Origin of the sequence: Streptomyces sp. NBC_00425, assembly GCF_036030735.1 — a bacterium.
Taxonomy (GTDB): Bacteria; Actinomycetota; Actinomycetes; order Streptomycetales; family Streptomycetaceae; genus Streptomyces.
The window spans coordinates 8737541-8751169 of sequence record NZ_CP107928.1; the positions used below are offsets into that span (position 1 = coordinate 8737541).

General features: G+C 69.5%; 12 protein-coding genes. 5 read left to right on the top strand and 7 right to left on the bottom strand.

The window, feature by feature from the left end; all coding sequences use genetic code 11:
• Window positions 1-45: 45 nt before the first annotated feature.
• Window positions 46-1023, top strand: a complete 978-nt coding sequence (locus tag OHS82_RS38470) for an ATP-grasp domain-containing protein (protein ID WP_328435545.1) — start codon at window positions 46-48, stop codon at window positions 1021-1023.
• Here OHS82_RS38470 and OHS82_RS38475 read toward each other — a convergent pair.
• A complete protein-coding gene (locus OHS82_RS38475) occupies window positions 1007-2674 on the bottom strand; it encodes an ATP-binding SpoIIE family protein phosphatase (RefSeq protein WP_328435546.1) in 1668 nt (555 codons plus the stop codon). The genes OHS82_RS38470 and OHS82_RS38475 overlap by 17 nt on opposite strands.
• 274 nt (window positions 2675-2948) lie before the next feature.
• On the opposite strand from OHS82_RS38475, the gene OHS82_RS38480 reads away from it, so the two are divergent.
• Window positions 2949-5336, top strand: a complete 2388-nt coding sequence (locus tag OHS82_RS38480; protein WP_057581538.1) for an ATP-binding cassette domain-containing protein — start codon at window positions 2949-2951, stop codon at window positions 5334-5336.
• Between the two features lie 121 nt (window positions 5337-5457).
• Here OHS82_RS38480 and OHS82_RS38485 read toward each other — a convergent pair whose 3' ends face one another.
• Window positions 5458-5823, bottom strand: a complete 366-nt coding sequence (locus OHS82_RS38485) for a DUF6479 family protein (RefSeq protein ID WP_057581539.1) — start codon at window positions 5821-5823, stop codon at window positions 5458-5460.
• A gap of 171 nt (window positions 5824-5994) precedes the next feature.
• Here OHS82_RS38485 and OHS82_RS38490 point away from each other — a divergent pair, with 171 nt between their 5' ends.
• Together OHS82_RS38490 and OHS82_RS38495 are read left to right on the top strand one after the other, a co-directional pair.
• The gene (locus OHS82_RS38490) at window positions 5995-6369 is read left to right on the top strand and encodes a ferredoxin (RefSeq protein ID WP_057581540.1); all 375 of its coding nucleotides are present in this window, start codon (window positions 5995-5997) and stop codon (window positions 6367-6369) included.
• Between the two features lie 231 nt (window positions 6370-6600).
• Window positions 6601-7779 carry an acyl-CoA dehydrogenase family protein gene (locus tag OHS82_RS38495; RefSeq protein WP_057581542.1) on the top strand — a complete coding sequence of 393 codons (1179 nt, stop codon included), beginning with the start codon at window positions 6601-6603 and terminating at the stop codon, window positions 7777-7779.
• A 711-nt stretch (window positions 7780-8490) separates the two neighbouring features.
• On the opposite strand, the gene OHS82_RS38500 is transcribed toward OHS82_RS38495, so the two are convergent.
• The 5 genes from OHS82_RS38500 to OHS82_RS38520 all read right to left on the bottom strand — a co-directional run bounded on the left by OHS82_RS38500 (window position 8491) and on the right by OHS82_RS38520 (window position 12317).
• The gene (locus OHS82_RS38500; protein WP_057581543.1) at window positions 8491-9423 is read right to left on the bottom strand and encodes an NADP-dependent oxidoreductase; all 933 of its coding nucleotides are present in this window, start codon (window positions 9421-9423) and stop codon (window positions 8491-8493) included.
• A gap of 354 nt (window positions 9424-9777) precedes the next feature.
• Complete coding sequence (locus tag OHS82_RS38505; protein ID WP_057581545.1) at window positions 9778-10647, bottom strand: helix-turn-helix domain-containing protein; 870 nt, start codon at window positions 10645-10647, stop codon at window positions 9778-9780.
• 179 nt (window positions 10648-10826) lie between these two features.
• Window positions 10827-11522 (bottom strand): type 1 glutamine amidotransferase domain-containing protein, encoded by a 696-nt coding sequence (locus OHS82_RS38510; RefSeq protein WP_057581546.1) that lies wholly within the window; start codon window positions 11520-11522, stop codon window positions 10827-10829.
• A 26-nt stretch (window positions 11523-11548) separates the two neighbouring features.
• On the bottom strand, window positions 11549-11941 hold the full coding sequence (locus tag OHS82_RS38515; RefSeq protein ID WP_057581548.1) for a nuclear transport factor 2 family protein: 393 nt from the start codon (window positions 11939-11941) through the stop codon (window positions 11549-11551).
• Window positions 11942-11996: 55 nt separating this feature from the next.
• Window positions 11997-12317 (bottom strand): hypothetical protein, encoded by a 321-nt coding sequence (locus OHS82_RS38520; RefSeq protein WP_057581549.1) that lies wholly within the window; start codon window positions 12315-12317, stop codon window positions 11997-11999.
• Window positions 12318-12996: 679 nt separating this feature from the next.
• On the opposite strand from OHS82_RS38520, the gene OHS82_RS38525 reads away from it, so the two are divergent.
• The gene (locus tag OHS82_RS38525) at window positions 12997-13626 is read left to right on the top strand and encodes an SDR family NAD(P)-dependent oxidoreductase (protein ID WP_328435547.1); all 630 of its coding nucleotides are present in this window, start codon (window positions 12997-12999) and stop codon (window positions 13624-13626) included.
• The last annotated feature ends 3 nt before the right edge of the window (window positions 13627-13629 follow it).

A 13629-nucleotide genomic window follows, 5' to 3' on the forward strand; every position in this document is an offset into this window, starting at 1 on the left:
GCCGTCCGCGGTACGAGCGCGCGTCGAGAGCCCCAGGAGGCCGCTGTGTCCCGACCGTGCATCGCCCTGATCGCCGACCCCACCTCTCCCGAGGGGTGCCGTGAGTACCTCGCCGACGCCGTGGAACTGCTCACCGGCGCACCGCCCGTCCGGGTCGACTCCCGGCACTTCGCGACCGGCGGAACAGGGCAGGCGACCCGCCACGGGGACCGGTTACGGCTACGGGTCCCCGAGGAGCGGCTCGACGTCGCGCCCGACGTCGTTCTGCTCTACGAGATCCCGCCGCACCGCCGCCGGGGCCTCGCCGGATTCCAGCAGCTCCTGGAAGCCCACGGCGTGGTCACCCTGGCCGCAGGTCCCGACGCCTGGCGGACGGCGACCGAGAAGAACCTCACCGTCGAACGCTTCCGCCGGGACGGCGTCGCCCAGATGGAGACCGCCGTGCTGTCCCGCCCAGCCCCGCAGGAGGCGGCCGACGCGTTCGACCGGCTCGGCGGGGACACCTGGGCCAGGCCCGTCGTCGGCACCGGCGGCAACGACACCTTCCATGTCACCACCTCCGCCCAGCTGGAGGACGCCGCCGCCTACTACGCCGAGCGCGGCACCGACTGGCTGCTCTCCCGCGACGCCGGCAACGTGACCGCCGACGGCCGGCGCCACCAGTTCCGCGTCTTCGTCCTCGGCGACCGCGTCGTGCACGCCCGCGAGCACCTCCAGCCCGAGACCGACACCCCCTGCAACACCTGCCAGGGCGCGACCGCCGTCCACATCGCCCCGCCGGACCTGGACCCCCGGCTGGCCGAGCTCGCCGTCGCCGCCACCGCCTCGGTCGGGCTGCCCTTCGCCGGCGTCGACCTGGCCGTGGAGAACGGCGGAGTCGTCTTCGAGGTCAACGTCCAGCCGGCCTTCGTCGACGGGGAGCGCGAACTGCACGCGGTGGCGGTGCCCTACGTCCAGGCGCACCTCGACGCCCTCGCCTGGAGCTGCGGCGGGCCGCCCCGGGGGCTCACAGCCTCAGCGTGAACCATGTCGTCTTGCCCTCGTCCGTCGGCCGCACGCCCCAGCTGGCGGCGAGGGCGCGGACCAGGATCAGACCGCGGCCCGACTCCTCGTCCTCGATCGCCGAGCGCGGCTGGGGGAGCTGCGCGCTGCCGTCGCTCACCTCCACCGTGAGGTCGGTCTCCGTCCGGTGCAGGTGCAGGCCGACCGGCCCCGAGGCGTGCTGGACGGCGTTGGTCAGCGTCTCCGACAGCAGCAGAAGGGCGTCGGCGGCGCTGTCCGCGCAGTTCCACGAGGTCAGCGCCTTGTGCAGAAAGGCACGCCCCTCCGGCACGGAGGCCGGGACAGCCGGGAAGTGGGTGGTGAGGGTGGCCAGTGGCGCGGCCGGGAGTTGCGCCAGCAGCAGGGTGACGTCGTCGTTGTGGCTGTCGGCGTCCAGCAGCAGACCCGCGAGGACATGGTCCGCGGCGGCCTCCAGACACGGCGTCCCGACGAACAGATCGTCCAGCAGCACGCTCAGTTCGCCGATGCGCACCTCGATGTCGCAGCCCGGCGTCTCGATCAGGCCGTCGGTGTAGAGCACCAGCGTCGCGCCCGGAGGTATCTCCGAACTGGACTGCTCGTACAGGACGTCGCCCACACCGAGCGGGGCGTTGACCGGACAGGGCAGCGCGCTGATCCCGTCGCCCGCCCCGGCCACCAGGACGGGCAGATGCCCCGCCGAGCAGACCGTCACCGTGCCCGCGTCCGGGGCGATCACCAGATAGCAGCAGGTGACGAGCTGGTCGGGCACGTCCAGGTCGGCGACACAGGTGTCCAGCGCCCGCATCAGCTGCCGCGGTTGCATGCCGGTCTTCGCCAGCGCGTGCGCCGCCGACCTCAACTGACCCATCACGGCGGCCGCTTCAAGGCCGCGTCCCATGACGTCGCCTATCAGCACACCGACCCGGTCGGCGCCCAGCGGAATCAGGTCGAACCAGTCGCCGCCCACCCCGGCGCCCTGGGTCGCCGGCCGGTAGCGGCTCGCGGTGGCCAGCCCCGGCAGCGCGGGCGGTGTCCCCATCAGACTGCGCTGCAGCGTCAGCGCGATGTGCCGCTGCTGCTCGTAGAGAGCGGTGAGCTCGGCCTCCGCGCGCTTGCGGTCGCTGACGTCGCGCACGGCCGCCGACACCAGCAGGCCGTCCGGGGTCTCCAGCGGGCTCAGGCTGATCTCGACGGGGAACTCCGTGCCGTCCTTGCGGAGCCCGTGCAGTTCGAGACCGGCGCCCATCGGGCGCACCTGCCGATTGGTCGTGTACCCGCTCCGGTGCGCGGTGTGCTGGCCGTGGAACCGGTGCGGGATCAGCAACTCGACCGGACGGCCCAGCAGTTCCTCACGGCCGTGCCCGAACAGGGCCTCGGTCTGGGCGTTGACGAGCCGGATGGCACCCGTGTCGTCGACGATGACCATGGCGTCCGGCGCCGCCTCGAGCAAACCCCGGAACCGCTCCTCCGCCCCGCCGACCGCGTCCTCCGCCTTCTGACAGGCGCACCGTTTTTTCTGCTCACCCACCTGTCGGACGCCCTGCTGCGCGCCCTTCGTGTCCTTCTTCGCGTCCTGCTTCCCGCCTTGCTTCGCAGCGCCCGCCCCCGCCTTCGCGCGCCGCGCCGGTTCCGCCCGCATCACGCCGGCCATTTCCCACCTCATCCTGCACGACGAATCAGGCCATCTCAGCGCCTCCGGCCCGGCCCCGCTGTGGTTGTCGTTTACTGTCCGTCCCCTGTTCGAACCTGAACGCCACCGAACCCGTCAGTATTCGAGAAGCGGCTGACCCGGCCCGTGGATAGCGTGGCGTCGGACGGCCGGACTGCCGGACGGTTGGACTGCCGGACGGTTGGACTGCCGGGTGGACCGGGTCGGACAACGGGGGGAGCGCGCAGGTGCTCCCGGGCGAGTCGAGGGAGAAACGATGAGCATGGCCAGGAGGACGGACGCGCAGTCGTCGGCGTCCCATGTCGCGGACAGCCACGACCTGATCAGGGTGCACGGCGCGCGCGAGAACAACCTCAAGGACGTGAGCATCGAGATCCCCAAGCGCCGGCTGACGGTGTTCACCGGCGTCTCCGGCTCGGGGAAGAGCTCCCTCGTCTTCGACACCATCGCCGCGGAGTCGCAGCGGCTGATCAACGAGACCTACAGCGCCTTCGTGCAGGGCTTCATGCCGAACCTGTCGCGGCCCGAGGTGGACGTGCTCGACGGGCTCACGACCGCGATCATCGTCGACCAGCAGCGGCTGGGGGCCGATCCCCGCTCCACCGTGGGCACCGCCACCGACGCCAACGCCATGCTGCGCATCCTCTTCAGCAGACTGGGCGAGCCGCACATCGGCCCGCCCAGTGCCTACTCCTTCAACACCGCCTCCGTCCGGGCGAGCGGTGCGATCACCGTGGAGCGCGGCGCCAAGAAGGCCGTCAAGGCGACCTACTCCCGCACCGGCGGCATGTGCCCCCGCTGCGAAGGCCGCGGCACGGTCTCCGACATCGACCTCACCCAGCTCTACGACGACAGCAAGTCGCTCAACGAGGGCGCGCTGACGATCCCCGGCTACAGCATGGACGGCTGGTACGGCCGCATCTTCGGCGGCTGCGGCTTCTTCGACCCGGACAAGCCGATCCGCAGGTTCACCAAGAGGGAGCTGCACGACCTCCTCCACAAGGAACCGACCAAGATCAAGGTCGACGGGATCAACCTCACCTACGAGGGCCTGATCCCCAAGATCCAGAAGTCGATGCTGTCCAAGGACATCGATGCGTTGCAGCCGCACATCCGGGCCTTCGTGGAGCGGGCGATGACGTTCACCGTCTGCCCCGAGTGCGACGGCACGCGACTGAGTGAGGGCGCCCGGGCGTCGAAGATCGACGGGGTGAGCATCGCCGACGCCTGCGCGATGCAGATCAGCGACCTGGCCGAGTGGGTCCGCGGCGTCCACGAGCCGTCGGTGGCGCCGCTGCTCACCGCACTGCAGCACACGCTGGACTCGTTCGCGGAGATCGGCCTCGGCTACCTCTCGCTCGAGCGGCCCTCGGGCACGCTCTCGGGCGGCGAGGCGCAGCGTGTCAAGATGATCCGCCATCTCGGCTCCTCGCTGACCGACGTCACCTACGTCTTCGACGAGCCCACCACGGGTCTGCACCCGCACGACATCAGCCGGATGAACAACCTGCTGCTGCGTCTGCGGGACAAGGGCAACACGGTGCTCGTCGTGGAGCACAAGCCGCAGACCATCGCCATCGCCGACCATGTCGTCGACCTCGGCCCCGGCGCGGGCACGGCGGGCGGCAGCGTCTGCTTCGAGGGCACGGTGGAGGGACTGCGGGCCGGCGACACCATCACCGGCCGTCACCTCGACGACCGGGCCGCGGTCAAGGAGACGGTGCGCAAGCCCACCGGCGCGCTGGAGGTCCGGGGCGCGTCGGAGCACAACCTGCAAGGCGTCGACGTCGACATCCCGCTCGGGGTGCTGGTCGTGGTGACCGGCGTGGCCGGCTCCGGAAAGAGCTCGCTCGTACACGGGTCGATCCCGCCCGGAGAAGGCGTGGTGGCGGTCGACCAGGGGGCGATCCGCGGTTCCCGGCGCAGCAACCCCGCCACGTACACGGGGCTGCTCGACCCCATCCGCAAGGCGTTCGCGAAGGTGAATGGCGTGAAGCCTGCGCTGTTCAGTGCCAACTCCGAGGGGGCCTGTCCCACGTGCAACGGCGCAGGCGTCGTCTACACCGACCTGGCGATGATGGCGGGCGTCGCCACGACCTGCGAGGAGTGCGAGGGGAAGCGGTTCCAGGCGTCGGTGCTGGAGTACCGACTCGGCGGCCGTGACATCAGCGAGGTGCTGGCGATGTCGGTGACCGAGGCCGAGGAGTTCTTCGCCGCGGGCGAGGCGGCCACGCCGGCCGCGCACCGCGTCCTCGGGAGGCTCGCCGACGTCGGTCTCGGCTACGTCAGCCTCGGTCAGCCGCTCACCACGCTCTCCGGCGGCGAGCGCCAGCGGCTCAAGCTGGCCACGCACATGGCCGACAAGGGCGGCGTCTACGTCCTCGACGAGCCGACCACCGGCCTCCATCTCGCCGACGTCGAGCAGTTGCTCGGCCTGCTCGACCGGCTGGTCGACGCCGGGAAGTCCGTCGTCGTGGTCGAGCACCACCCGGCGGTGATGGCGCACGCCGACTGGATCATCGACCTCGGGCCCGGCGCCGGCCACGACGGCGGCCGCATCGTCTTCGAGGGCACCCCCGCCGACCTCGTCGCCGCCCGCTCCACCCTCACCGGCGAGCACCTGGCGGACTACGTCGGCGCCTGACGCCCCCGGGCCGGCGCGGGGGCGTCTCGACGCGCCGGCCCGACAGTCCGAGGCCGCGGCGTGCCGTTCCGCACGCCGCGGCCCGGGCGAGCCGACCACCCGGCGTCAGCAGGGGGTCACGTCAGTGCGCGCCGAGTCCGCCGCCGCCGAACGACCCGCTGCTGCCGCGGCTCCAGCGCGGCCGTTTCTGGTCGGTGCTCGCCTTGGTCTGCATGTTGGTCAGCTCGTAGGGGGTGAGGGGGCGTCCGCCGTCCGGCATCCGGGGCACCTCCTCGGGTTCCCGGTGCTCGCGGATCTCGCGCACCGCCCCGCCGGGCGGGAGCTGCGGCTGTTCCTCGGGGCGCGGCCGGTCCGACTCGCGCGACTTGATACGCGCGCCCAGCCAGAAGCTCCCGCCCAGAACGATCACGAGGAGCACGGGGACCATGAACAGCCCGAGGCTGAGCAGGCCGCTCGTGGCGGCCAGCTGCTGGCTTGCGGTAGTCATATCAGGAAAATACCCACGAAAAGGACTACAAACCGAACATTCCGGTTCCGGTTCCGGCCCGCCGACATCCCGGGCGCTCCTGAATTCATGCCGTGCCGTCCGCGGGTCGGCGGCGGACGGTTTGGCTCGGCGGACGGTTTGGCTCGGCGCGCACCGGCTACCCGCTCACACGTGACTTCGACGACATCCCAGCAGGAGCTCTTCCGGTTCCTGGAGGACCGCTTCGCCTGTGCGCAGGCGTGCACCGAGTGTGCGCAGGCGTGTGCGCTGCGCGCGAGCCTCGTGGACCCGGACGGAACCGACCGGAAGGCGCTGGTGCGCCGCAAGGGCATCATGTGCGCGGAGGTCTGCGACGCGACCTGCCGCGTGCTGTCCGAGGAGAACCGGATGGACGAGGACGGCATCCGCGCCCAGTTGGAGTGGTGCCGCACCGTCTGCCTGGAGTGCGCGCACGCCTTCGACGGGTACCCCGGCGCCGAGGAGAGCGCGGCGGCCTGCCGGGCGTGCGCGCAGGCCTGCACGGACTTCATCCGGACGTTGAACTGAGCCGGCCACGCCGCTGAACCGAGCCGTTCCGGCGAACGGCGACAGCGCCACTTGGCGACCGCGCGAACGGAGACCGCGCCGACCGGAGGGGCAGCGCCGACCGGGGGGGCATGCCGCGCCGACGAACCGGAGCGCCATCGCTTTACGCCGCCCCTGTGCATTCCCAATTTCTGGAACACGTTCTACGGTGTGCGCCGTCAGGACACCGGCCTTGGGGAGCCAGGAGGCGCCGTGCACCTCGACCACACGCCCGAGCAACTGCGGCTGCGCACGGAACTGCGCGCCTACTTCGCCGAGTTGGTGCCGGACAACGCCTACGCCCGGCACTCCGATCCGGTCGGCGCGAAGGCCTTCTACCGCGCCACCATCCGCCGCCTCGGCGCCGACGGCTGGCTCGGCGTCGGCTGGCCCGAGGAATACGGCGGTCGCGGCCTGACCCCGATCGAGCAGTTCGTCTTCTTCGACGAGGCCGCCCAGGCCGGCGTACCGCTGCCCCTGATGGCGCTGAACACCGTCGGGCCGACGATCATGCGGTACGGCACCGACGAACAGAAGGCGTACTTCCTGCCGAAGATCCTCGCCGGGGAGATCGACTTCGCCATCGGCTACAGCGAACCCGACGCGGGCACCGACCTGGCGGCCCTCAGGACGCGCGCGGTGCGCGACGGCGACGCCTACGTCGTCAACGGGCAGAAGATCTGGACGACCAACGGCGACACCGCCGACTGGGTGTGGCTCGCCGTGCGCACCGACCCCGAGGCCCCGCCGCACAAGGGCATCTCCATGCTCCTCGTGCCGACCACCGATCCCGGCTACTCCTGCACCGTCATCCGCACGCTCGCCTCCCACGACACCACCGCCAGCTACTACGAGAACATCCGCGTCCCCGTTTCCCGGCGCGTCGGCGCGGAGAACCAGGGCTGGCGGCTGATCACCAACCAGCTCAACCACGAGCGCGTCACCCTCGCCGCGCACGGCACCATGGCCATCCGCGCCCTGCACGACGTGCAGCGCTGGGCGACCGAGACCAAGCTCGCCGACGGCCGCCGCGTCATCGACCTGGCCTGGGTGCGCCGCCGGCTGGCCCAGACCCATGTGAAGCTCGACGCCCTCAAGCTCCTCAACTGGCAGATGGTCGGGGCCCTGCAGAACGGCACCCTCACCCCGCAGGACGCCTCCGCCGTCAAGGTCTACGGCTCCGAGGCCCGGCGCGACGCCTACTCGTGGCTGCTGGAGGTCGTCGCGGTGCCCGGTGCGCTCCAGGAGGGCTCCGCGGGCGCGGTGCTCCGCGGCGAACTGGAGCGCGGCTATCGCTCTGCCGTGATCTTCACCTTCGGCGGCGGCAACAACGAGATCCAGCGGGAGATCATCTCGTGGATCGGCCTCGGAATGCCCCGCGTGCGACGCTGAGGGTTGTTGTGACGAGGCCTTTTAGTTGGCACAAAGGGGGACAGTTGGCGCTGAGCTCAACGTTCGGCGGCGGTGGTGCAGATCCGTCAGTGATGCTGCTGACTGGGCTTCGAACTGCTGTTATGTCGGGGCGAGGCTGCAGTGTTCGAGGCACGGATGGCCGTTACCTCCGGGGCTCCGACGCGAGATCGCCGCTACTCCTGCCACATTGATGTCTCAGGTGTCCAACGTCCGACGCCGCTCCCCTGAACCCGAACCCTCACCTCCCGTACAAGTGCGCAGCACGAAGCTCACCTCCGCCGTGACCGCCCGTTCCGCCGCTGTCGACGTCTGAACCCGTACGCGACACATGTGATGCAACCTGCGACCAAGGCACGGAGCTTCCGCTCGACATAGCCGTCCGGATCCGGTGCCTGCGCCTTGCTGGCGTCAGCCGTGACTACGGCCGTCGAAACATCGGCCGCCCACCCCCCGGTTTCCTCATGATCGACAGCCTGCAGAGGAACCTGGGCCACGGCGCTACCCGGGACGCGGTGATCGCAGACGCGACGGCCATCGACGACGTCTACCGCCCCCTGACCAGTAACCGAGCCCCTTCAGCTGCCACTCGACGATCCCAAGGTCTGCTTTCGATACACGCCCCTAGTACGGCCGGAGGTTGTTCGACGTCCGGCCACAGCCGTGCGGTGGCGCTGAAGCACTGGATTCTGCTCAGAACGTCAGGACCAGTCGGCCCCGAACGCCGCCTGCGGCGAGGAGTCGGTGCGCTTCGGCGGCCTGTTCGGCCGGGAGCGACTTGGCGACCCGGAGAGTGATGAGGCCGTCCTCCACCTGCTGCCTGAGTCTGTCGAGTTTGGCGTGCTCCCGGATGTACGAGAACACGACGATCGGCTCGAAGACGATGTCCCGTTCGCCGGGGGCGTCATAGCCGCGCAGTGTCACCACCCGGCCGCCGTCGCGGACCGCTCGTGCGGTGAGAGCGCCGAGCGACGCGCCGTCCAGGAGGCCGTCGACGCCCTCCGGGACCTCTGCGCGTACCCGGTCCGGGTACTCCGCGCCGCGACGGAGTACGACGTCGGCGCCGAGTTCCTTGATCAGGGCCTCGTCCTGCTCCGAGGCGTCGGCGACCACACGGAGCCCGTCCGCCTTGGCCAGCTGGACGGCGTATCCGCCCACCGCGCCGGCCGCTCCCGTGATCGCGACGGTCTGGCCGGGTTCCAGGCCGAGGGTGTCCAGGGCCAGGCGCGCGGTCAGTCCGTTCATCGGGAGGGAGGAGGCCTGCACGTCGCTCACGCCGTGGGGAGCGCGGACGACCGACTCCGCCGGGACCACGACCTGTTCGGCGTACGCACCACGTGAGCCGTCGGCGAGCACGATCGCCATCACGCGGTCGCCGACGCTCAGATCCGTGTCCGTGCCCGTGCCTATCTGGTCCACGACGCCTGCGGCCTCCATGCCGCGGACGAACGGCGGCCGGGCGTCCGGCGAGCGGGCGGGGCCGCTGCGCTGGAGGGCGTCGACAGCGTTGACGGTCGCAGCGTGCACCCGGATGCGCACCTCGCCCGGACCTGCCTCTGGCGCGGGCAGCTCAAGAATCTGAAGCACCTCTGGTCCACCGAATTCCGTATAACCCACTGCCTTCATTCGAAGCACCTCATTGCCTGGCATGCGGTCGTTGAGGTGTCCGACCCTTCCGTCTCGCGTGCGCCCGGAAAAGGGGAGGGTTCTAGGCTGGGATACGGCCGTAGGGGGGACGAGTCTCTCCCCCCATGCCACCGGTGCCGACGAGAGAATGCGATGCTCCTCGCGGTGGTGCTCCGGTACGCCGATGAGAGCAGGCACGCGGAGCAGTCTGAGGCAGGACCTCCAGAGGCGGAACGAGCGGGCCCGGCGTCCGCGCGCCGCCCAGACGGTGGGATCGAAGCAGCTGACGACAGTAACTGACGACCGAGCCGACAACGGTCACGGCCCGCTGGCCGCCCGTAAGGGCGAGAGGGCTCAGGTGGCGGTGTCGGACGTTGTCCGTTTCTGGTCCGCGGCCCAGGAGGCCAGGAGGCGCAGCCCGTCGTGGGACGGGGTGGCGGGTTCGGCGTTCCACACGATGATGTGCTGGTCGGGGTCCGTGCCGCAGGTGAGTGTGTTCCAGTCGAGGGTCAGCTCTCCCACCACCGGGTGATGAAGCTTCTTGACGCCCTTGCCCCGCATCGCGACGTCGTGTTCGGTCCACCACTGCCGGAACTGTGTGTCGCGGGCGGAGAGTTCCTCGACCAGAGCGGCGAGGCGCTGGTCGTCGGGATAGCGGGCGCTTTCCATGCGCAGTTGGGCGATGGCCAGCCGGGTGACCTCGTCCCAGTCGGCGTACAGCGTGCGCATCCAGGGTTCGGTGAACAGCAGCCGGACGAACACGCGCTCCTGTTCCGGGTAGCGCCCGAAATCGGTCCACAGGGCGGCGGCGAGCTGGTTCCAGCCCAGGATGTCGGTGCGTCGGCCGATGACGAAGGCCGGGGAGGCGGTGAGATCGTCCAGCATGCGCTGTAGCTGTGTGTCCACCTGCTGGCGCTCGCGTGACGCGGAGGGGCGCACCCTCTCTTTCGCCGCGAGGTCGAAGAGGTAGGCGCGCTGGTCGTCGTTGAGGCGGAGTGTCTTGGCGAGTTCGTCGAGCAGGGGAGCCGATGCCTGGAGACGGCCCTGCTCGATGCGCGTGTAGTACTCGGTGCTGATCGCGGCGAGAAGGGCCACTTCCTCACGGCGCAGACCGCTCACGCGCCGCCGTTCCCCGGCGCGGAGTCCAACCTCGGAAGGACTGAGTTCGGCTCGGCGGGCTTTGAGGAACTCACCCAGCTCGTTCAGATGAGGGTCGCGGTTCATGATTTGCAGCCTCGCACAGGAACCCGGAGCTGTGAGGGTGGGTGATCCTGTCCATGTTGGGCTTTACTCATATATGAGAATGATGTTAGCTCCGACCTGCGCTACGACAAGTGGAAGAAGGCTCGGCGGCCCAGGGTGCGTACCAGGCCGCCGAGCGAACACATGGCTCAGGTGTCAGCTCACAGTGCCTTGAGCAGTTCCTGGGCGAGGGGTACCGCAGAGCCCGGGTTCTGGCCGGTGTACAGGGTGCGGTCCGTCTCGACGTGCGGGGCGAACGGCTCGGTCTCTCGGTAGTCCGCGCCGAGTTCGTCGACGAGGCGGTCCTGCAGCAGCCACTTCGCGCGGTCCGCGAGACCGTTCAGCTTCTCCTCGGCGTTGGAGAGGCCTGTCAGACGGTAGCCGGCGAACGGGGACGTTCCGTCCGGGCCGATGGTGGCCAGCAGCGCTGCGGGCCCGTGGCAGACCAGCGACACAGGCTTGCCCGAGGCGAGCCACTCGGTGAGCAGCTTGCCGGAGGCGGCGTCGTCGGGCAGGTCCTCCATCGGGCCCCAGCCGCCGGGATAGAACACGGCCACGTAGTCGTCGATGTCGACGTCCTCGATGCGGATCGGGTGCGCCAGCTCGGTCGCCTCACGCAGGGCGGTCCGCATGCGCTCGGCGCCTTCCTCGCCGCCGTTGAAGTCCGCGGTGAGGCTGAGCGCGTCCGCCGTGGGCGGCACACCGCCGGGCGTCGCCGCCGCGATCTCGAATCCGGCCTCCTTGAAGACCTGGTAGGGGCCGATCGCTTCCTCGGCCCAGAAACCGGCCGGCTGCCGGGTTCCGTCGGCCAGCGTCCAGTGGTCGGACGCGGTGATCACGAAGAGGATCTTCGCCATGGGTGGATCTCCTTGAGGGGGTCGTCTCAGCCTTTGATGGCTTCCTGCAGGACGTGGCTGTCGGCGGCCTGCCGCATACTGACGGCCTGGCCGTCACGGACGGTCCACAGGTGGATGAACCGGACGTCGGCAGTGCTGCCGGACTTCGTCTCGGCGTGGTAGTGCCCGGCCACGAAGACGTGGCCTTCGTCGTCCGCGTAGAAGTTCTCGGGCACCGCGCCGAGGGACACGATGTTCGGCATCGGCGTGCCGAAGAAGTCCTTTGCCACGCTGTCCCAGCCGTGGTAGACGCCGCTGTTCGGGAAGCCGGGGGTGATGTCCCAGACGAGGTCCGGAGCCATGACCTCCTTGGTGACCTCGGGCGCCATCCGGGATTCGTAGACCCGCCGGATGAGAGCGAGATTCGGGGATTCGGACATGGGTTTGCTCCTTGTGCGGGGGAAATGGAGACGGATGGAGGGAAGGGCCTGGTGATCAGGCCGTGAGGGTCGCCCGTCCGGCATGGAAGATCGCGGCCTGATGTGCGACGCGGGCGCCCGGATGTTCCGCGGCGGTGAGGTCCGCCGTGTGGAAAGGCGCGGAGGCGGTATCCGTGTCCGTGGCGGCACCGAAGGTGATCGCGTCAGCGTCGTCCCACTGCGCCCACCGCTCATCCGTGATGGTGTCCACGGAGATCACGACCACGTCCGCGCCGGCTCCCGCCGTGCCACACGCCACGATCTCGGCGACGGCGGCCGTGTCGCCGTAGCCCGAATGAGAGCCGACGGCGATCGTGGTGCGGCCGGAAGGGGGCATGATGATCGGGCTCCTCGAAAGTCTTCGTCCGGTGTACGGCCGAGCATTGCATCGCAAGAGCACGCTGTGAGGGGGAAGAAATTTTCCCCTGCCTACCGCTCTCCCGGTATGCGCATCCGGTCCGACGGCCGGATCTTGCAGAGTGGGGCGTCCCGCACTCGCGCGATACGGCAGTTGCAGTTCGGGTTCGCCGCTCGTCGGAGACTCGGTTTCTGTGCATACTCGGATGAGGTGTCTTAGGACATCAGGGAACGGCGAAGAGCGCCACCCTCTTGGTAATCGCCAGATGCATGTATTCGGTACGTCCTGGATGGCGATATGAGTCGCACCTTCGGTAACGGCCAACTCTTTCGCCCTTTTAAAGCTGGTCGCCGTGGATGGCCGCCACCCCGGTCGGGTCTGGATCGCGGTAAGCCACTATTTCGACCGGTTCCACCAGAGTTTCGTGGGCGGCCGTGTTATGGCGCATCCGTTTCCTAGATGTCCAGCCTCGTCATAAGGGGTGCCATTGCCGGACGTGACGTTCGGGCCTCGGGCCGGTACTGCCCGTGAGACTGGGTGCGCTGCAGATCCGGATCGGCAGGGCTTGGATCTGCTCCGCTCCCAGGTCCGAGAATAAGGCCTCTTCATGGATATCAAATGCTTGATTAGATACAGTCACCTGAAGTACTTTGAAGCTATGACTCGGACCCTTGCTCTGACAACGGGCCCTTCCTCCGGCATTGGCGCCGCGTGCGCCTGCCTCCTGGCGGACGCCTCGGATGTCGTCCTGATGGCCCGCCGTGTCTACCGGTTGCAGGACCTGGCTGACGAACTCCGTAAGGCCTGTGCCGCAGTGGAAGCTCTTCCTGCGGACCTTTCCACTCGTGAGGACATCGTCACGGTGAGGGACCGTTCGAGCGCTGGGGCTGTCCGTCTCCTGATCGACAACGTCGGTGTCGGCGGCTCCGTTCCGCTCCGCTCATCGACGTCGATTCGACCGAGGCCGATGGCCCGTTCACTCTCAACGCTGAGGCGCAGAGACAACTCGCCGGCGTCGCACTCCCCGGCATGCTCGCCGCCGAAGACGGCGCCATCGCCTCGTTGCCCGCTGCCGGCGCCGGACGGGCCCCGCAGCACCCTGTACATCGCGGCCAGGCCGCCACGGTTGCCTTCACTGGGATACGCACCCAGGTGCTCCGCTCCGGCCCGGTGGCCACCGAGTTTCACCAGAGCATGGGACAAGCCGTCCCGGTCAATGCCGCCACCGGCGTGGAGTTGTCCGGCGACGCTCGCCCCGCTGGCCCGAACCGGTGTCCAACACCGATGACCC